The organism is Klebsiella oxytoca, from assembly GCF_009707385.1.
In the GTDB taxonomy this organism is placed as follows: domain Bacteria; phylum Pseudomonadota; class Gammaproteobacteria; order Enterobacterales; family Enterobacteriaceae; genus Klebsiella; species Klebsiella oxytoca_C.
In genome coordinates this window covers 4,403,740-4,423,643 of record NZ_CP046115.1, presented here as the reverse complement: position 1 = coordinate 4,423,643, position 19,904 = coordinate 4,403,740, and the positions used below count along the sequence as shown (strand labels likewise).

The window sequence follows — 19,904 nt, the reverse complement described above, 5'->3', positions numbered from 1 at the left end:
CGGTAGCCCGGCTAAGCATCGCGCGAGCCGGGACGTTGCCGAATCACTACACTTCCGCCAGATACAGCGCCGGCATACCCTCTTTATCGGAGGTAAACAGCACCCAGCGGTTATCCGGTGAAAAAGAGGGATGAGGATGCGTCGCCTGGCGCTCGCCTTCAATCACTTTCCACGTCGAGTCATGGCGGCACACCGCGGTCTGCCTGCCGGCGGCAATATCAAACAGCCAAATAAACGGATCGTTCAGGCTAATATCGCCGGTATTATGCGGCGCGCCGTCGCCGACGACCAGGGAACCGTCGTGATTGCTCATCAAATGTGAACAGGGAGGAATCGCCATCAGCTGGCGATTTTCCAGCGTTGCCGGGTCGGCAGAGTACAGATAACGATGCGGATCGTTTTCCTGATGTGCGACGTAGTAAAGCGCGGAGCCATCCGGTACCCAGAACTCGTGCGTAAAGCTTTCTCCCGGCTGGTGCTGGCGAACCTTGCGCATATTGCTGCCGTCTGCGTTGATAAGCCACATTCTGGCATCGATAGCATCGCGCGGGCCTTCATGGCAGAAGGCGATGGTGCTGTCATCAAACGGGCGGTAAATCGGGTGGCCGAGCCAGCGTTTTTCCTGCAATACCACGCGCCGTTCGCCGCTGTGCAGGTCGATATTAATCAGCCGGCACTCCGGCTCGGTGAAGTAGAATGCGCGGAACTTGCCCCAGTCGGTCAGCGGCTGCCAGTCGCTTTTTTTGATTTCGATGCCCACCAGCTGGCTGTCATCGCTGTTGGCGACCCAGGTCCCGTAGGCCACCCATTCATCATCCACCTGATATACGACCTGCTCCTCCAGCGAGGCCAGATCCACACGGCGCAGCTGCTGGTTGTTTTTCACATACCACAGCGCCCGATCGTCGGCGGAAAGGAAACCGCCAAAGGTATTATCGCCCGGCCCGTCGGTGAGTTGGATAGCCTGCTGGGCGGCGATATCGAGAAAATAGTAGTTCCAGTGGCCTTCAAACGCGCCGCCGAAAATAAGCTTGCTGCCATCCCGGGTAAAGCATTTTTGATAGAAATAGTTGCGATGGCAGATAACATGCGGTGGCGTCATCCGGATCACCTGGTGACCGGTTTCGCTGTCCTGCGTATGCAGAAACTTCAGCGGGATGATTTTGCCTTTCATTCTTGACTCCTTGCTAAAAAAATACCCCGCAGCCGGAGCTGCGGGGTAAGTACCGATAACAAGCAATTAGCGCATCGCGCGGCGCAGGATGCGGTCAGACTGACGCTGGAAGTCAACTGCCGTCTCTTCCACGGTTTTCTGCCCGTAGTCGATGTACTGCAGAGAGGTACCGAACTGAGCGACGATCTGCGGGTCATCGAAGTATGGCGATACGGAGAGCTTGGCCGGCAGGGACTGTGCCAGACGCAGGCCGGATACTGCCGGATCGTCTTCTTTGATCGCGCCGTTTTCGGTCAGGTATTGCACCGCCACTTTGCTCAACGGCACGCCGCGCTCCAGGCCCAGCGTCTCAACCCCTTCTTTGCTGTTCAGCAGGAAGTTGATGACCTTCGCCGCCGCTTCCGGGTTTTTAGTCGATTTACCAATGGAGAGCATCTGCGCAGGTTTAAAGAACAGACCCGCGTCGGTAGCGCCCGGCAGCATTGGATAGCTGCCCAGCTCCAGCTTAGCCGGCGGCTTCAGGTTGTCGGAGTATTTGTTAATGGTGGAGTTCCACATGTAGGTGCCGCCCCATTCACCCTGGATCCACGGCTTCATTTCGTACATGTTGCTCTTACCAAATGATGCATAGTATTTGGTGTCCGGCATTACGTGGCTGTCGACCAGCTTTTTATACATCTCGAAGAATTCGACCCACTGCTCTTTGCTGTAAGAAAACTTCTTCGTTTTTTCGTCGATAGCCGGCTGGTTGTACTTCTGAATCATATATGAATTCAGCAGGGCCAGAGTGTCCTGATGTTCCAGCACCACCGGGTAGTATTGTTTACCCAGCTTGCTCTCGAAGGTTTTACCCGCCGCCAGCAGTTCGTCCCAGGTTTTCGGGTACTCAACGCCGGCTTTTTTCCACGTCTCGTCGTTGAAGTAGAACACGCGCGCGGTGACCGAAATCGGAATACCGTTAAGCTTGCCGTCCACCGTGGTGGTTTGCAGCTCTTTGGCATCAAACTGGCTCAGGTCGATCACGTCCTTCATTTTGTTGAGATCGTAGAAGCCTTCGCCGTTTTTCGAGAAGATCGGCAGCCAGTTCCAGTTGGTTTGCATCACGTCCGGCTCGGTACCGCCGGCGATTTGCGTGGTCAGACGCGAAAGGTGGCCGTCCCAGCCGGTATATTCCGCTTTAACGTTAATATCAGGGTTTTGTTTATGAAACTCTTCCAGCGCCTTGAGGGTCACCTGGTGGCGGCCGTTGCCGCCCCACCATGACATACGCAGGTCAACGTCCTTCGCCATGGAAGGTAACGCGGTAAGGGCCAAAGTTGCGGAGATTGCGGCGCTTAAAAGCACTTTTTTCATTTTAATACTCCAGGGTTCACAGAGAGATGTTCTGTTCAGTTTTGGCGTCAAAGATATGACACTTGTTGAGATCGAATTTGAAATGCACCGTACGATGAAGTCCTTTCTCAATCATTGGCTTCGCTTCATCTGAAGGCACGCGGGCGGTCAGTTCATAATCGGCCACCTTCAGGTAGACGAAGAATTCATGACCCATGTTTTCTACGCGCACCATCTCGCCAGGGCAGGAGCCTTCAACAAATGGTTCATCAGAGATAGAGACAAACTCCGGGCGTACGCCAAAGAACACCTGCTGGTTCTTATGGGTATCGACCTTGCTTTGCAGTCTGTCGTTTAGCGGCAGCAGGCCATCGCCAACGGTCAGATGCAGGCGGCCCGCTTGTTCAACCAGCTGGCTGGGACGAATATTCATCTCCGGCGCGCCGATAAATCCGGCTACAAACATATTTTTCGGCTTGTGATAGAGGTTGTCCGGGGTATCCACCTGCATGATATGGCCCAGCTTCATCACGCAAATGCGGTCGCCCATGGTCATCGCTTCGGTCTGATCGTGGGTAACGTAAACGGTGGTCGCCGGTTTGCCGGATTTCTTCAACTGCTTGTGCAGGTCGGAAATACGGATACGCATTGAGGCGCGCAGCTTGGCGTCAAGGTTAGACAGCGGCTCATCGAACAGGAACACGTCCGGCTTCTTCACAATCGCACGGCCAACCGCCACGCGCTGTGCCTGGCCGCCGGAGAGCTGACGCGGCAGACGGTCCAGCAGCTCTTCCAGCTCAAGGATTTTCGCCGCTTCGTTCACCTGGGCTTCAATCTGATCTTTTGGCAGCTTGCTCAACTTCAGACCAAAGGCGAGGTTTTCGCGCACCGTCATATGCGGATAGAGCGCGTAGTTCTGGAACACCATCGCGATACCGCGCGCTTTTGGCGCGAGGTTATTCACGATTTTCTCCCCGATGCGTACTTCACCGCCGCTGATCGTTTCCAGACCGGCCAGCATGCGCAGAGTAGTGGATTTGGCGCAGCCCGATGGTCCAACGATGACCATAAACTCGCCGTCCGCGATTTTCAGATCGATACCATGTACCGCCTTGAAGCCGTTGGAGTAGACCTTTTCCAGTTTGTTGAAAATAACTTCAGCCATGATATTTCCCTCTTAACCTTTAATTCCGCTGCTGGTAACGCCCTGTACGAAGTAGCGTTGTGCCAGGAAGAACACGATGATGGACGGCAGAATGGAGATGCTCGCCATTGCCAGAATTTCGTTCCATGGAGCGCCTTCGGTGACGTCGATGGACATTTTCAGCGCCAGCGCGATGGGGTATTTATCCACGCTGTAGACGTAAATCAGCGGACCGATAAAGTCGTTCATGGACCACATGAACTGGAACAGCGCCACCGAGATAATCGCCGGTTTCAGAATCGGTACCACCACGTACCACAGCACCTGAATGGAGTTACAGCCGTCGATTTGCGCTGCCTCTTCCATGTCACGCGGGACGCCGCGCAGGAACTGAATCAGCATGAAGACGAAGAACCCTTGGGTGGCGAAGGCCAGCGGCAGGTACAGCGGCAGATAGCTGTTCAGCATGCCCATTTCACGGAACATCAGGTACTGCGGGATCAGCAGTACGGTGCTCGGCAGGAGCATGGTGGTGATAAGGGTGGCGAACCAGAACTTCTTCCACGGGATCTCGAAGCGGGCGAAGCCGTACGCCACGATGGTGGAGGAGATAATGGTCAGCAGTACTTTCGGGATCACATACTTGAAGGTGTTCAGCATGTAGTGGCCGAAGTTGTACTCGGTACCGGTTTTCCAGCCGTTGATAAAGCCATCCCAGGTCGCGTGGGCAGGCCACAGGCTCAGGGTGGTGAAGATCTCGTGGTTCGGTTTGAACGATGCCGAGAACATCCAGACCAGCGGATAGAGCATCAGCAGGCCGACAATCAGCAGGATCACGTAGCGTACTGTGCGACTGATTTTTTCACGACGCAGCGTCCGCGCGACTTCACGCTCGGCGATGTCCCTTGCTTCGGTGATTTGTTGGATATCAGCCATTTTTGCCTCCCTTATCCGCGGAGTAGAACACCCAATATTTTGAAGACTTAAACGCAATGGCGGCAAACACCGCGACCACCAGGAACAGCACCCACGCCAGCGCCGCGCCGTAACCCATATCGAAGTATTTAAATGCGGTGTCGTAGATATAAAGCGAGAACAAATAGGTGGAGTAGGTTGGGCCGCCGCCGGTAATGACGTATGGACCGGTGAACTCCTGGAAAGCCTGGGTGGTCTGCATGATGAAGTTGAAGAAAATAACCGGTGTGATCAGCGGCACCGTCACCTTCATAAACATCTGCCATTTCGAAGCGCCATCAATCATCGCTGCTTCATATTGTGATTGCGGAACGTTCTGCAGCGCCGCGAGGAAAATGACCATCGCAGAACCGAACTGCCATACGCGCAGCAGGGTAACGGACATCAGCGCCAGAGAAGGCTCGCCGAGCCAGTTGACCGGGTCGAAGCCGAGCACGCCGATAAAGCTATTCAGCAGACCGTCGATAGCAAACAGCGCACGCCACAGAACGGCAATTGCTACGGAGCTACCGAGAATTGAGGGAATGTAGTAGGCGGTACGGAAAAAACCGATGCCGCGCAGCTTAAAGTTGAGGACAAAAGCAATCCCCAGTGCGAAAGCCAGTTTTAACGGAATGGTTAAAAAGACATACGCGAAAGTTACGCCCATGGATTTCCAGAAGAGGCCATCTTCGGTCAGCATGTAGCGATAGTTTTCGATGCCGTTAAACACCGGTGGGCTCATCAAATCGTACTCAGTGAAACTGAGGAAGAAAGATGAAACAAAGGGAAAGGCGGTAAAGACTATCAACCCTATGATGTAGGGCGATATCCATGCCAATCCCAGCATTTTGTTTTCATTCATACATACCTACCTGGCTTACGAGTTTGTAATACGGATTCGGGTTTACTGTCTGTCCCGCGGTACTGGCCGCCGGAGCGTTAATGCGTTCCTGGTATGTCAGCGGTAAATCCTTCCTTGTCGAACTGAAGTTTGTGAGAACTTTTGCTTTTCTTATCCCTGGAAAGCATGTGTTTTTTGATTTTGTCTTACCCGGCGTTCTGATTTTGTAAAACGCCGTTTTAATTTTATTTTATTGCTATTTATTACAGAGTCATTCGGTTCATCACGGAAATGTGATCAAAGTCGAAACGATGTTTCAAAAAGGTGCTGGAGCGCGCATTTTGCGTAGTATCAGGTCAGAAGAAAGGATGAGAATCAGGCGCTGAGAGGCTGAACAGGCGGGATAATTGTGATCCTAATGATTGCGTCAGACATACTTTATGACAATTATTTATCGCATAAACGTTGTGAAAATGGTGGGCATGCGCGGCATGCCCTGAGGATGGGAGATTACTGTTGCAGAAAATCCTGGCGGATAGGGGTAAAGGTATCAAGCAGCGTTCCCGGCTTCAGGCAGACGCAGCCGTGCATAATTTCCGGTTTTTTATAAAGCGTATCGCCGGCGCTGACGACGTGCTTTTCATCCCCGATGGTGAATTCAAATTCGCCGGAGAGGACATAGGTGAGCTGCTCGTGAGGATGGTTATGCATCGGACCGATAGCGCCCGCTTCGAAATTCACCTCAACCGCCATCATTTTGCCATCATGTGCAAGGATGCGGCGGGTTACCCCATTGCCCAGATCTTCAAGGGTGGTCTCTTTATGAAAAATAAACATCTGCATGCCCTGTATTTAAATGAAACGTTGTTTTATTTAATTTATCCCACAATGGCTTAAAAGGAAACGATCGTCAGGAGAAGTGGAAAGTTGATCACAAGTTTGGTTCACTGAGGAATTCATATAAGGAGCAAATGATGAAAACGATCGGCCTGTTGGGTGGGATGAGCTGGGAATCAACGATTCCTTACTATCGTCTTATTAACGAAGGTATTAAAACGCGACTCGGCGGGCTGCACTCCGCCAGCCTGCTGTTGCACAGCGTGGATTTTCATGAAATTGAGGCCTGTCAGTCTTCAGGTGACTGGGATCGCGCGGGCGAAATCCTCGCGCAGGCGGCGCTTGGTCTGCAGCAGGCCGGCGCTGAAGGTATTGTTCTGTGCACCAACACCATGCATAAAGTCGCGCAGGCGATTGAAACCCGCTGCGATGTGCCGTTTTTACATATTGCCGACGCCACCGGAAGGGCGGTAGCTGCCAGAGGCCAGCGCCGCGTAGCCCTGTTGGGAACGCGCTATACCATGGAGCAGGATTTTTATCGTGGCCGCCTGCAGCAGCAGTTCGCGATCGATACGCTGATCCCTGAAGCGGAAGATCGCGAACGTATCAACCAGATCATTTTTGATGAACTGTGCCTTGGGACCTTTAACCCAGGTTCGCGCGACTACTATCTGCAGGTGATTGGTGCTCTGGCGGAACAGGGAGCGGAAGGGGTGATTTTCGGCTGCACCGAAATCGGCCTGCTGGTACCCGAGGAAAACAGCCCGCTACCGGTGTTTGATACCGCCGCGATCCATGCGGCAGACGCGGTAGAATTTATGCTGACGTAAGCACCGCTTCCAGGGGAGTGAGAATGCGCGGCATGCTGTTTTGCAGATGCTGCGCGAAAGCATCGACCAGCGCCGAGCCGGGGCGGTGGAGCGGGCGAATCAGGCTTACGGTAAAAGGGACTTCAACGCTAAAGCGCCGAACCACCACGCCGTTCCCGGCATAATCGAGGGCGGTGAGGGGATTGACGACCGAAATACCGACGCCAGCGCGCACCATGGCGCAAATCGAGGCGGCGCTATGCGTCTCCACTACCATCCGCCGTTTGATCTGATGCTCGGCAAACAGGGCATCAAGCAGCTGGCGATAGCTGTCGCTGCGCGACAGGCTAATGTAGTTTTCAGCGTGGAAATCCGCAGGCGTTAATACGTGCTTAGCGGCAAGCGGATGGCCCTGCGGCAGTACGCATACTTCATTGAGGGTCAGCAGCGGCGTACGCTCGGTTCCGGCGGGAGTATGCAGGGTTTCCGTTAACCCCAAATCGTGGCGTTGTGCCGAAAGCCACTCCTCCAGCAGCGGTGATTCCTGGGGAACGATTTGCAGGCTGACGTCCGGATAGCGCGTCAAAAACGGCTCCAGCAGCAGCGGCAAAAAAGATTGTGAAAAAACCGGCAGGCAGGCAACCGACAGCTCTCCCTGACGGAACTCACGCAGGCTCTCTGCGGCGCTGACGATTCTGTCCAGGCCATACCAGGAGCGCTGGACCTCTTCAAACAGACGTAATCCCTGGACCGTGGGCTGCAATCGCCCGCGAGTTCGTGAGAATAGCTTCAGGCCCAGCACTTTTTCAAAACGCGCCAGCTCGCGGCTAACGGTGGGCTGCGAGGTATGCAGCATCTGCGCAGCTTCGGTCAGATTTCCGGTGGTCATCACCGCGTGGAAAATTTCTATGTGGCGCAGGTTTACGGCAGGCATGGGCGATCCTCAGATGACTCGGGCTATATCATTTTTGCATAGACTGGCAATAAAACGATATTTTTTATTCCTTACGCGCTGTGGCGTAATCGCAAAAAAACACAGATAACGCATACATAGCACCGGAGTTCTTTATGCCGCACTCGCTTTACGCCACCGATACCGACCTGACAGCAGACAACCTGCTGCGTTTGCCCGCCGAATTCGGCTGCCCGGTCTGGGTCTACGACGCGCAGATTATCCGTCGTCAGATTGCCCAGTTGAACAAGTTTGACGTGATACGTTTTGCGCAGAAGGCCTGCTCCAATATCCATATTCTGCGCCTGATGCGCGAACAGGGCGTGAAGGTGGACTCGGTCTCTCTTGGCGAGATCGAGCGCGCGCTGGCGGCCGGGTACGATCCGCACCAGCATCCGGAAGATATCGTCTTCACCGCGGATCTGATCGACGATGCGACCCTGGCGCGGGTTAAAGAGCTGCAGATCCCGGTCAACGCCGGATCCATCGATATGCTGAGCCAGCTGGGTGAAGTTTCGCCGGGCCATCGCGTCTGGCTGCGCGTTAATCCGGGGTTCGGACACGGGCACAGTCAGAAAACTAATACCGGCGGCGAGAACAGCAAGCACGGGATCTGGCACAGCCACCTCCCGGCGGCGCTGGAAGTGATGCGTCGCTACCAGCTTCAGCTGGTGGGAATTCATATGCATATCGGTTCTGGCGTCGACTATGGTCATCTGGAGCAGGTCTGCGGCGCGATGGTGCGTCAGGTTATTGAGTTTGGCCAGGATCTGCAGGCGATCTCCGCCGGCGGCGGCCTGTCGATCCCCTATCACGACGATGAAGAGGCGATCGATACCGATCACTATTTTGGCCTGTGGAACGCGGCGCGCGAGCAGGTGGCGAAACATCTTGGCCATCCGGTCGCGCTTGAGATCGAGCCGGGTCGTTTCCTGGTGGCGGAATCCGGGGTGCTGGTGTCTCAGGTGCGCAGCGTGAAAGAGATGGGCAGTCGCCACTTCGTGCTGATTGACGCTGGTTTTAATGATTTGATGCGTCCGGCAATGTACGGCAGCTATCACCATATTACCGCGCTGGCGGCAGATGGCCGCGACCTGAGCGCTGCGGCGGAGATTGAAACCGTGGTGGCCGGGCCGCTGTGCGAATCGGGCGATGTCTTTACCCAGCAGGAAGGAGGGAAAGTGGAGACCCGCCTGCTGCCTGCGGTGGCGCCGGGCGATTATCTGGTGCTGCACGATACCGGCGCTTACGGCGCGTCAATGTCGTCTAACTACAATAGCCGTCCGCTACTGCCGGAAGTTCTTTTCGACAACGGCAAGGCGCGGCTCATCCGCCGTCGCCAGACCATTGAAGAGCTGCTGGCGCTCGAACTGCTGTAAAGCGGTGCCCGAAGGCGTTTTGCCCATAGTGTCCACGTTTCTGGCGGCTGGCGCCTTACCCACCCACAGGGGATTGCGGATTTTTGTAGGCCCGGTAAGGCGTTAGCCGCCACCGGGCGATTGCAGCGAATTATTTGTAATACGGCCCCGTTGTCACCGACTCGCGCAAGACCAGCGTGCCGGTAAACGGCGGTATGGTTTCAATCGGCTGGCTGTTGGCCAGCTTAATCGCCTGATCGATAGCGGTAGTAATCATGTTATCGATTGGCAGATAGACCGTGGATAGCCCCGGTTCCAGCCATTTAGCGCTCGGCGCGTCATCAAAGCCAAACAGTGAAACGTCCTGCGGGATGCGCAGCCCTGCCTGATACAGCGCCTTCGAAGCGCCCAGCGCCATATCATCGTTACAGGAAAACAGCGCGCTAAACGGAATCTTCTCTTCCAGCAGTTCGCGGCACAGCTCATAGCCGCGGCTCATGGTGGAGTCACCGTATTTTACTTTCGCCGGATCCCATTTAATGCCGTGTTTTTTCAGCGCGTTACGATACCCTTCCAGGCGAGCTTTACCCGTTGGCGTGTGCATCGGCACGGTAATACAGGCGATATCGCGATGGCCCTGGGTAATCAGATACTCAACCGCCTGAAACGCCGCGTCCTGCTGTTCGAAGAACACACAGCGTTCCCGCGCCTGGCTAACGTCGCGGTTAATGACGACCAGCGGCATGTCGATGGACTCAATCAGCGACATAATTTTCTTTTCGCTCATATGGCGGGTGTAGAGCACGATGGCATCGCACTGGCGGTCGGCCAGCATCTGCACCGCCTCTTCTTCACGTTCCGGCGCATCGTGGCCGTCGGTGACGATCAGCTGCTTGCCCCAGGCTTCCGTCTGGCGCGAGGCCTGCTGCAGCAAGCGACCAAAATAGAAGCCGTCAAAGGTGGAAACCACCAGACCGATGCTGTTGCTCGTGCGGTTGGCCAGCGAGCGGGCGAGAAAGTTTGGCCGATATCCCAGCTCTTCCATCGCTTTAAAAACCTGTTGGCGGGTGCTTTCTTTCACCTGACCCGTGCCGTTCAACACGCGGGAAACCGTCGCTTTTGAGACGCCTGCGCGAATTGAGACATCCAGCATTGTAGCCATTCATCCGATTCCTGATATCACGTGGTAATTCGCAGTTTATCACAGACATTCAGGGGGATATGGCTTCATGGCGGCGCAAAAAAACTATCGCGATCACGCTTTTGCAGGAATGGGTCATGCGAAAAATAAAACGGTAAATGCGGTATGCCAATTTAGCCTTTTCTGGAATGCCAATGAACGCGTTGAGAGCTCAGTCACAGAACTTTTTCGCTCCGGTGACTATTTTTTGGTATGCCAATGGGTGTTTGGCTGTACACCTGGCGCGCTATAAGCCCTTAAACCTGAGGTATCCTCTATGGCATTACAGGACAAACTGATCGACTCACTGGGGAGTTTCGCCACGAAATTCAACAGCTACCGTTACATCATGGCGATAAAATCCGCGTTTATTACCTTGATGCCGGTGATCATCGTCGGCGCTTTTTCGGTGCTGATCTCTAATATGGTGCTGGATCCGAAAAACGGACTTGCCAGCTTTCAGGCGCTCTCTTTTCTGGCGGCGCTTAAACCGATTACCAGCGCCATCAACTACGCGACCCTTAACTTTCTCAATATTGGCGCGGTATTTCTTATCGGCATCGAGCTGGGGCGGATTAACGGCATCAAGAGCCTGTTCCCCGGCCTGCTGGCGGTGATCTGCTTTATCTGCGTTACGCCGACCACCGTCGAGATGATGGTCGACGGGCAAATGCATGAAGTGAAGGACGTGCTGCTGCGCCAGTTTTCCGATACCCGCAGCCTGTTTCTCGGCATGTTTATCGCCATTCTGTCGGTGGAGGTCTACTGCTGGCTGGAAGGACGCAAAGGTCTCAAAATTAAGATGCCGGATACCGTGCCGCCCAACGTCTCGGCATCATTTTCCGCGCTGATCCCGGCTATTATCACCACCACGGTGATTGCCACCTTTGGCTTTATTTTCCATCAGGCCACCGGTATGTACCTCTATGACGCGGTCTATCAGGTGGTGCAGCAGCCGCTGGAGCGCGTGGTGCAAAGCCTGCCGGGGATCCTGCTGCTGATGTTTGTCGCGCAGCTGTTCTGGGTTATCGGCATCCACGGCAACCAGATGATCAAGCCGATCCGCGAACCGCTGCTGCTGGGAGCGATCACCGTCAATATGAGCGCCTTTGAGCAGGGCAAAGAGGTGCCGAATATCATCACCATGCCTTTCTGGGATGTTTATATGAGCATCGGCGGATCGGGGCTGACGATTGGCCTGCTGATCGCGGTGATGATCGCCACCAAACGCAAAGAGATGAAAGAGATCGCTAAGCTGTCGATTGGACCGGGCCTGTTCAACATCAACGAACCGGTGATTTTCGGCATGCCGATCATGCTCAACCCGATCCTCGCGATCCCCTTTATCATCACGCCGCTGGTGACTGGCAGCATCGGCTACTTCGCGACCGCCGCTGGTTTTGCCGGTAAAGCGGTGGTCATGGTGCCGTGGACCACGCCACCGCTCATTAACGCCTGGCTGTCAACGGCGGGTTCGATGGGAGCGGTCGTGACCCAGCTAATCTGCATCGTGACCGCGGTGCTTATCTATCTGCCGTTCGTCAAAATTGCCTCCCGCCGCGCGGAAAACGCCCAGCGTCAGGCCGAAAACGCGCAGGCCAGCCAAAACGCATGAGGATATGATGACGACAGTAAAGATGACGATTCCCCACGACTTTATCCTCGGCGCCGCCGCTTCAGCGTGGCAAACCGAGGGCTGGAGCGGTAAAAAAGAGGGGCAGGATTCCTGGCCCGATCTGTGGTACAAGAACGACCGCCACGTCTGGCATAACGGCTACGGTCCGGCGGTGGCGACGGATTTTATCAACCGTTTCCGCGAAGATGTGCAGTTGATGAAGCTGGCGGGACTCACCCACTACCGTACGTCGATTAACTGGTCGCGCTTTCTCACCGATTATGAAAACGTCACGGTCGATGAAGCGTACGCGGCGTATTACGACCAGCTGTTTGATGAGCTGCTGGCCAACGGTATTGAGCCGATGATCTGCCTCGAGCACTATGAACTCCCCGGCTATCTGCTGGAGCACTACGGCGGCTGGGCGTCTAAAAAGGTGGTTGAGCTGTTTGTGCAGTACGCGGAGAAAGTTTTCGCCCGTTATCATCACAAGGTCACGCGCTGGTTTACCTTCAACGAGCCGATCGTCGTGCAGACCCGCGTTTACCTGGACGCGCTGCGCTGGCCTTACGAGCAGAGCACCGGCACCTGGATGCAGTGGAATCACCATAAGGTGCTGGCGACGGCAAAAGTGGTCCAGCTGTTCCGCGAGCAAGGCTATCGCGGTACGGTTGGCTGCATTCTTAACCCGGAGGTCACCTATCCGCGTTCAAAAGCGCCGCACGACGTGCGCGCCGCAGAGCTTTACGATCTGTTTTATAACCGGATTTTCCTCGATCCTCTGGTTCACGGCGCATATCCGCCGGAGCTTGTTGCGTTGCTCGAGCAGCACGATGTCTCCTGGGATTATTGCGCCGAAGAGTTAACGATTATCCGCGAAAACATGGTGGATGAGCTGGGGATTAACCTCTACTACCCGCATCGCGTTAAAGCGCCATCGCGCGCCTGGCATCCGCAGACGCCGTTCCATCCCGCTTACTATTATGAGCCCTTTGAGCTACCGGGGCGGCGGATGAATAGCTCCCGCGGCTGGGAAATTTATCCGCAAATCGTTTTTGATATGGCGATGCGCATCAAACGGGACTATCGCAATATTCCGTGGTTCGTGGCGGAAAGCGGTATGGGCGTGGAGAACGAAGGGCAGTTTCGCAATGGTGAAGGGACGATTGTCGACGACTATCGGATCCGTTTCATCAGCGAGCACCTGTGGCACACGCTGCGCGCGCGGGAAGCGGGGGCCAACTGCCACGGCTATATGCTGTGGGCGTTTACCGACAACGTTTCGCCGATGAACGCTTTCAAAAATCGCTACGGGCTGATTGAAATCGATCTGCAAAATAACCGCGCCCGGCGGCCTAAGGCTTCCGCCAGCTGGTTCCGTCAGCTGCGGGAGAGTCGTGAGTTAACGCTGGATATTGATGATGAGTGGCGCTAGGCGGGCTTAAATTTTGCTAAGATAGCGCCGATATTGACTCGCAGGCTCATAACGCACAGGTGATATTGTGGAGAAAGCTATCATTCCGCCGGAAAAGAAACCCTACCAGGAAATTGGTGATGATTTACGCGCACAGATTGCGCAGGGGCACTATCCCGTCGGGTCGCGCCTGCCGCCGGAACGCCATATCGCCGAGACCTACGGCGTGAGCCGCACCATCGTCCGTGAAGCTCTGCTGATGCTGGAGCTGCAGGGGACGGTCGATATTCGTCAGGGCTCCGGGGTGTACGTCATGCGCATCCCGCACGAGGACGATAGCGAGGAAGAACAGATGCTGAGCAGCGACGTCGGGCCGTTCGAAATCCTGCAGGCCCGCCAGCTGCTGGAGAGCAATATCGCCGCCTTTGCCGCCAAAATGGCGACCCGCGCCGATATCGACAATCTAAAGCGCATTATTGAGCAGGAGCAGCGGGCTATCGCCGCTAACGATACCAGCCAGGATAACGCCCGGCTGTTTCACCTGGTGCTGGCCGGGGCAACGCAAAATCAGATGCTGCTGGCCACGGTTGAACGCATCTGGCTGCAGATGGACAGCAGCCCGCTGTGGCAGCAGTTCAACGTACATATCGCCAGCCGGGCGTATCGGCTGAAGTGGCTCGGCGACCGGCAAACGCTTCTCGCCGCCCTGCGCCGCCGCGATGTGATGGGAGCCTGGCAGGCCATGTGGCAACATCTCGAAAACGTCAAAAACAGCCTGCTGGAGCTGTCCGATGAAGACGCGCCGGACTTTGACGGCTATCTGTTTGAGTCCGTGCCTATTTTTCAGGGAAAGCTGGTGTGATTATTCAGCCGCTCTACGCCGAACCGCGGCATGCTACACGCGTGGCTGAGTGGCTATGGCAGGCTTTCGGCGGCGAAACGCTGCCGCAGGCGTTTTTTGCCAGCATTGTTGAACATAGTCAGACGCCGGAAGCTTTGCCGATAACGTTTATCGCCGTAGAGGGAGAAAGGCTGCTGGGCACCGTCGGCCTGTGGCGCTGCGATTTAATCAGCCGTCAGGATCTTTATCCGTGGCTGGCGGCGCTCTATGTTGCCCCTGAAGCGCGCGGGCGCGGGCTGGCGGGGAAACTACAGCAGCACGTTATCGGCTATGCCCGGACGCAGGGTTATTCAGAGCTGTTTCTCTACTCCGCCTGCCGCGATTTTTATGAACGTTTTGGCTGGCAGTACATCGGCGAAGGCCTGGATTACCCGGCCACCGCCGTCAGTTTATACCGCTACGATTTGTCGTTATCGAGAGGCGAGACCACCGAATGACGGCGGACCAGAGTGGGGCTGAAAAGGTGAGTGATCTCCGGCAGCGGGCGATGTTCCGCCAGCGCTAACGCCAGTTCGGCGGCCTGCGTCGCCATGGTGATAATCGGATAACGCACGGTCGTCAGGCGCGGGCGGACGTAGCGCGAAATCAGCACATCATCAAAGCCAATCAGCGAAATCTCGCGCGGCACATCAATTCCGTTATCGTTTAATACGCCCATCGCGCCGGCGGCCATTGAGTCGTTATAGCAGGCGACGGCGGTAAAGTTTCTGCCGCGACCTAACAGCTCGGTCATTGCCTGCTCGCCGCCGCTTTCATCAGGCTCGGCAAAGGTCACTAAACGATCGTTGCATGGCAGATCGCTCTCTTTTAACGCCGCGTAGTACCCTTGCAGACGATCTTCGGCATCGGAAATAGCGTGGTTTGAGCAGAGATAGCCGATGCGGGTGTGCCCCTGCTGAATCAGGTGCCGGGTCGCCAGCCATGCGCCATAGCGGTCATCCAACGCGACGCAGCGCTGCTCGAAGCCGGGAAGGATACGGTTAATCAGCACCATGCCGGGGATCTGTTTCATCAGCGCGGCCAGCTCATCATCGGGAATGATTTTGGCGTGCACCACCAGGGCGGCGCAGCGGTGACGAATCAGCTGTTCAATCGCCTGACGCTCTTTATGCAGGCTGTGATAGCCGTTACCGATGAGTAAAAAATTACCGGTATTGTAGGCAACCTGCTCGACGGCTTTGACCATCGCGCCGAAGAAGGGGTCGGAAACGTCGCCCACCACCAGACCGACGGTTTCCGTGGACTGCTGCGCCAGCGCCCGGGCGTTGGCGTTAGGGTGATAATTCAGCGTTTCCATCGCCGCGCCTACCGACTGGCGTGAAGCTTCGCTGGCTTTGGGGGAATTATTAATCACGCGGGAGACGGTAGCGACAGAAACTCCTGCGAGTCGAGCTACATCCTTAATGGTCGCCATACCAGGCCTTTTTTAGGGTAAGCGTTTACATATCATTTATGTTACGGGAAAGTGCGGCAGATTCAAGGTTAGCTGGTTTTCGATTATTGCAATTGTGACGCAGATTAGCGTAGCTGGTGAAATAGTTACCCACAGGTGGACTGAGAATGATAATGGGAAAGGATAATTCACACCTTTGCTTACACTTTGCGATTGGCTGTTGCGAATGTTCGCTGGTTTATTCATTCACTGCATTGATATTCTGACTGTCCCAGAGGTATTGATAGGTGGAGTCGACTTCAGGTTGACCACTTAATTACACCAGCCTGCGCAGATGCGCAGGTTTTTTTTTGCCCGCGCTTAGTCTTTGTTACAGTTAGCGAAAATAGCAATAACTGGTTGCACTTCGGCTCATTCCCTTGCGTTTTATGCCTGGCGGTGGCCGGCGGAAAAACGAGACAATCAGTATCCCAGAGGTATTGATTGGTGAGTTTCTTACGTACGCTATTCGAACTGATTATCTTGCACCGACCTGCGCGGATGCGCAGGTTTTTTTTGTCCTGAATTCCGCTCCCCATACTGCATTTCCCGTGATTTCTCGTGTAACCTGCTTTGATTAATTAACCGGTCAAACGGAGTTGTTATGCTTTTGGGATTTTTTAGACTGCTTTTCAAAGGATTGTACCGGGTCAAGTTAACCGGTGACACGCAGGCGCTGTACCAGCAAAAGGTGCTGATTACGCCAAACCATGTCTCATTTCTTGACGGCATTCTGCTGGCGCTTTTCCTGCCGGTGCGCCCGGTCTTTGCTGTCTATTCCTCAATCAGCGAGCGCTGGTTTATGCGTGCGCTAAAGCCAATTATTGATTTTGTGCCGCTGGACCCGACTAAACCGATGTCGATTAAGCAGCTGGTGCGTCTCATCGAGCAGGGGCGCCCGGTGGTGATTTTCCCGGAAGGGCGAATCTCGGTGTCCGGTTCGCTGATGAAAATTTATGATGGTGCTGCTTTTGTGGCGGCGAAGTCGCAGGCGACCATTGTACCAATGCGAATCGAAGGCGCTGAATTGACCCCCTTTAGCCGCCTGAAGGGGCTGGTTAAGCGCCGCTTGTTTCCGCGCATTCAGCTGCACCTGCTGCCGCCGACGCATCTGCCGATGCCCGATGCGCCGCGCGCCCGCGACCGGCGTAAACTTGCTGGTGAAATGCTGCATCAAATCATGATGGAAGCCCGGATGGCGGTGCGCCCCCGCGAAACGCTGTATGAGTCGCTGCTGGCGGCGCAGGACCGCTTTGGCGCGCGCAAAAACTGCGTGGAAGATATCAACTTTCAGCCGGATACCTATCGTAAGCTGCTGACCAAAACCCTGTTTGTGGCGCGTATTCTGGAAAAATATAGCGTCCAGGGCGAAAAAATCGGCCTGATGTTGCCGAATGCCGGCATCAGCGCGGCGGTGATTTTCGGCGCTATCGCCCGCGGGCGGATCCCGGCGATGATGAACTATACCGCCGGGGTAAAAGGCCTGAGCAGCGCCATTACCGCCGCAGAAATCAAAACCATCTTTACCTCACGCACCTTTCTCGATAAAGGCAAGCTCTGGCACCTGCCGGAGCAGCTGACCCAGGTGCGCTGGGTGTTCCTCGAAGATTTAAAAGGCGATGTCACCGCGGCCGATAAGCTGTGGATTTTTGCACATCTGCTGATGCCGAAGCTGGCGCAGGTTAAGCAGCAGCCGGAAGACGCGGCGATGATCCTGTTTACCTCCGGCTCGGAAGGCAATCCGAAAGGCGTGGTGCATAGCCACAAAAGTCTGCTGGCCAACGTCGAGCAGATTAAAACCATTGCCGACTTTACCGCTAATGACCGCTTTATGTCGGCGCTGCCGCTGTTCCACTCCTTTGGCCTGACGGTTGGCCTGCTGACACCGCTGTTTACCGGCGCGGAAGTGTTCCTCTATCCCAGCCCGCTTCACTACCGCGTGGTGCCGGAGCTGGTGTACGACCGTAACTGCACCGTGCTGTTCGGCACCTCCACCTTCCTTGGCAACTATGCCCGCTTCGCCAACCCGTATGATTTCTATCGCCTGCGTTACGTTGTCGCCGGCGCGGAGAAGCTGCAGGAGAGCACTAAACAGATCTGGCAGGACAAATTTGGCCTGCGCATTCTGGAAGGCTATGGCGTTACTGAATGCGCGCCGGTGGTATCGATCAACGTACCGATGGCGGCGAAAGTGGGTACCGTTGGCCGTATTCTGCCAGGAATGGACGCGCGCCTGCTGGCGATGCCAGGAATTGAAGAGGGAGGCCGTTTGCAGCTTAAAGGGCCTAACATTATGAATGGCTACCTGCGGGTGGAAAACCCGGGCGTACTGGAAGCCCCCGCGGCGGAGAATCAGCACGGCGAAGTGGAAAACGGCTGGTACGACACCGGGGATATCGTCAGCTTTGATGAGCAGGGCTACGTGCGGATACAGGGGCGTGCTAAACGCTTTGCCAAAATCGCCGGCGAAATGGTTTCGCTGGAGATGGTTGAGCAGGTGGCGCTGGCGGTTTCTCCGGACAAAATGCACGCCACGGCGATTAAACAGGATGCCAGCAAAGGCGAGGCGCTGGTGCTGTTTACCACCGATAATGAACTGAATCGTGAAAAACTGCTGCGCTATGCCCGTGAACACGGCGTGCCGGAGCTGGCAGTACCGCGCGACATTCGCTGGCTGAAGCAGCTCCCAGTATTGGGCAGCGGTAAGCCGGACTTTGTCACCCTTAAAGATATGGTTGAACAGACGGAACATTCTGATGAGTGAGTCAGCACACACTAACAATTCGCTGTATTCAAAAGGAATGATGGCGGTTATCTGCGCTCAGTTTCTCTCGGCATTCGGTGATAACGCGCTGCTGTTCGCCACTCTGGCGCTGATGAAGCAGCTGTTCTACCCGGAGTGGAGCCAGCCGATATTACAAATGTTGTTTGTGGGCGCTTACATTCTCTTCGCGCCGTTTGTGGGACAGTTTGCCGATAGCTTCGCCAAGGGGCGGGTGATGATGGTGGCTAACGGCCTGAAGCTTATTGGTGCGGGCTGTATCTGCTTCGGCGTGAATCCGTTTATTGGCTATACGCTGGTGGGCATCGGCGCAGCCGCTTATTCACCGGCTAAATACGGTATCCTCGGCGAGCTGACTACCGGCGATAAGTTAGTGAAAGCTAACGGTCTGATGGAGTCGTCTACCATTGCGGCGATCCTGCTTGGCTCGATGGCTGGCGGTATCCTCGCCGACTGGCACGTTGTGGCGGCGCTCGGCGTCTGCGCGGTGGTCTACGCCGGAGCGGTGGTCGCCAACCTGTGGATCCCGAAGCTGCCCGCGGCGCGTCCTGGACAGTCATGGCGCTTCAGGCCGATGACCCACCGCTTCTTTAGCGCCTGTAAGACGCTATGGCGCAACGGTGAGACCCGCTTCTCGTTAGTCGGCACCAGCCTGTTCTGGGGGGCGGGCGTGACGCTACGCTTCCTGCTGGTGCTGTGGGTACCGGTGGCGCTTGGGATTACCAGCAACGCGATGCCGACCTACCTTAACGCGATGGTGGCGGTGGGGATTGTGCTGGGAGCCGGCGCGGCGGCGAAGCTGGTGACGCTGGAAACGGTGTCGCGCTGTATGCCCGCCGGAATTTTGATTGGCGTGGCGGTTATCTTTTTTGCCGTTCAGCAGGCGCTGCTGCCGGCGTTTGCTCTGCTGCTGCTGCTCGGGGCGTTCGGCGGATTCTTTATCGTGCCGCTGAATGCGCTGCTACAGGAGCGCGGGAAACATACGGTTGGCGCGGGCAACGCGATTGCGGTGCAGAACCTGGGCGAAAACGTGGCGATGCTGCTGATGCTGGGCCTCTATTCGCTGGCGGTGAGCATCGGTATTCCGGTGGTCGGCGTGGGGATTGGTTTTGGCGTAGTGTTCGCGCTGGCAATTACCGCCCTGTGGATCTGGGGACGGCGCAAATAATATCCCCG

Annotated in this window: 18 protein-coding genes; 9 read left to right on the top strand and 9 right to left on the bottom strand. The window is 55.6% G+C overall.

Translation table 11 applies throughout. The annotated features are described in order from the left end of the window. Positions 1 to 46: 46 nt before the first annotated feature. The 6 genes from GJ746_RS20610 to GJ746_RS20585 form a co-directional block, all read right to left on the bottom strand. A complete protein-coding gene (locus GJ746_RS20610) occupies positions 47 to 1,174 on the bottom strand; it encodes an oligogalacturonate lyase family protein (protein ID WP_154681854.1) in 1,128 nt (375 codons plus the stop codon). 66 nt (positions 1,175 to 1,240) lie between these two features. Next, a complete protein-coding gene (locus GJ746_RS20605; protein WP_154681853.1) occupies positions 1,241 to 2,527 on the bottom strand; it encodes an ABC transporter substrate-binding protein in 1,287 nt (428 codons plus the stop codon). 16 nt (positions 2,528 to 2,543) lie between these two features. Next, positions 2,544 to 3,671, bottom strand: a complete 1,128-nt coding sequence (locus tag GJ746_RS20600; RefSeq protein ID WP_154681852.1) for an ABC transporter ATP-binding protein — start codon at positions 3,669 to 3,671, stop codon at positions 2,544 to 2,546. Between the two features lie 12 nt (positions 3,672 to 3,683). Then, entirely contained in the window at positions 3,684 to 4,586 is a 903-nt protein-coding gene (locus GJ746_RS20595; RefSeq protein WP_154681851.1) for a carbohydrate ABC transporter permease, read from the bottom strand. After that, positions 4,579 to 5,469, bottom strand: a complete 891-nt coding sequence (locus GJ746_RS20590; protein ID WP_004115132.1) for a carbohydrate ABC transporter permease — start codon at positions 5,467 to 5,469, stop codon at positions 4,579 to 4,581. The genes GJ746_RS20595 and GJ746_RS20590 overlap by 8 nt, the downstream gene beginning before the upstream one ends. A gap of 489 nt (positions 5,470 to 5,958) precedes the next feature. Continuing rightward, the gene (locus tag GJ746_RS20585; RefSeq protein ID WP_154681850.1) at positions 5,959 to 6,285 is read right to left on the bottom strand and encodes a cupin domain-containing protein; all 327 of its coding nucleotides are present in this window, start codon (positions 6,283 to 6,285) and stop codon (positions 5,959 to 5,961) included. Between the two features lie 137 nt (positions 6,286 to 6,422). On the opposite strand from GJ746_RS20585, the gene GJ746_RS20580 reads away from it, so the two are divergent. Continuing rightward, on the top strand, positions 6,423 to 7,115 hold the full coding sequence (locus GJ746_RS20580; RefSeq protein WP_154682786.1) for an aspartate/glutamate racemase: 693 nt from the start codon (positions 6,423 to 6,425) through the stop codon (positions 7,113 to 7,115). Here GJ746_RS20580 and GJ746_RS20575 read toward each other — a convergent pair. Next, positions 7,102 to 8,028, bottom strand: a complete 927-nt coding sequence (locus GJ746_RS20575) for a LysR family transcriptional regulator (protein WP_154681849.1) — start codon at positions 8,026 to 8,028, stop codon at positions 7,102 to 7,104. The genes GJ746_RS20580 and GJ746_RS20575 overlap by 14 nt on opposite strands. 134 nt (positions 8,029 to 8,162) lie before the next feature. Here GJ746_RS20575 and lysA point away from each other — a divergent pair, with 134 nt between their 5' ends. After that, positions 8,163 to 9,425: a diaminopimelate decarboxylase gene (gene lysA, locus GJ746_RS20570; protein ID WP_154681848.1), complete on the top strand. Its 1,263-nt coding sequence runs from the start codon at positions 8,163 to 8,165 to the stop codon at positions 9,423 to 9,425. A 130-nt stretch (positions 9,426 to 9,555) separates the two neighbouring features. Here lysA and GJ746_RS20565 read toward each other — a convergent pair whose 3' ends face one another. Then, positions 9,556 to 10,557 carry a LacI family DNA-binding transcriptional regulator gene (locus tag GJ746_RS20565; protein ID WP_195908879.1) on the bottom strand — a complete coding sequence of 334 codons (1,002 nt, stop codon included), beginning with the start codon at positions 10,555 to 10,557 and terminating at the stop codon, positions 9,556 to 9,558. Between the two features lie 76 nt (positions 10,558 to 10,633). Here GJ746_RS20565 and GJ746_RS20560 point away from each other — a divergent pair, with 76 nt between their 5' ends. From GJ746_RS20560 to GJ746_RS20540, 5 genes are all read left to right on the top strand, one after another. Then, a complete protein-coding gene (locus GJ746_RS20560) occupies positions 10,634 to 10,837 on the top strand; it encodes a hypothetical protein (RefSeq protein ID WP_154681846.1) in 204 nt (67 codons plus the stop codon). A gap of 24 nt (positions 10,838 to 10,861) precedes the next feature. Beyond that, positions 10,862 to 12,199, top strand: coding sequence for a PTS sugar transporter subunit IIC (locus GJ746_RS20555; RefSeq protein WP_154681845.1), 1,338 nt, complete (start codon positions 10,862 to 10,864; stop codon positions 12,197 to 12,199). A gap of 7 nt (positions 12,200 to 12,206) precedes the next feature. After that, positions 12,207 to 13,634, top strand: a complete 1,428-nt coding sequence (locus tag GJ746_RS20550; protein ID WP_154682785.1) for a glycoside hydrolase family 1 protein — start codon at positions 12,207 to 12,209, stop codon at positions 13,632 to 13,634. Between the two features lie 67 nt (positions 13,635 to 13,701). Next, positions 13,702 to 14,475 (top strand): GntR family transcriptional regulator, encoded by a 774-nt coding sequence (locus tag GJ746_RS20545; RefSeq protein WP_154681844.1) that lies wholly within the window; start codon positions 13,702 to 13,704, stop codon positions 14,473 to 14,475. Continuing rightward, positions 14,472 to 14,951, top strand: coding sequence for a GNAT family N-acetyltransferase (locus GJ746_RS20540; protein WP_154681843.1), 480 nt, complete (start codon positions 14,472 to 14,474; stop codon positions 14,949 to 14,951). The genes GJ746_RS20545 and GJ746_RS20540 overlap by 4 nt, the downstream gene beginning before the upstream one ends. On the opposite strand, the gene galR is transcribed toward GJ746_RS20540, so the two are convergent. Further along, a complete protein-coding gene (gene galR, locus GJ746_RS20535; RefSeq protein WP_154681842.1) occupies positions 14,912 to 15,928 on the bottom strand; it encodes an HTH-type transcriptional regulator GalR in 1,017 nt (338 codons plus the stop codon). The genes GJ746_RS20540 and galR overlap by 40 nt on opposite strands. Positions 15,929 to 16,550: 622 nt before the next feature. Between galR and aas the strand changes: the two genes are divergently transcribed. After that, entirely contained in the window at positions 16,551 to 18,710 is a 2,160-nt protein-coding gene (gene aas / locus GJ746_RS20530; RefSeq protein ID WP_154681841.1) for a bifunctional acyl-ACP--phospholipid O-acyltransferase/long-chain-fatty-acid--ACP ligase, read from the top strand. Next, complete coding sequence (gene lplT / locus GJ746_RS20525; RefSeq protein WP_154681840.1) at positions 18,703 to 19,896, top strand: lysophospholipid transporter LplT; 1,194 nt, start codon at positions 18,703 to 18,705, stop codon at positions 19,894 to 19,896. The genes aas and lplT overlap by 8 nt, the downstream gene beginning before the upstream one ends. Positions 19,897 to 19,904 lie beyond the last annotated feature (8 nt).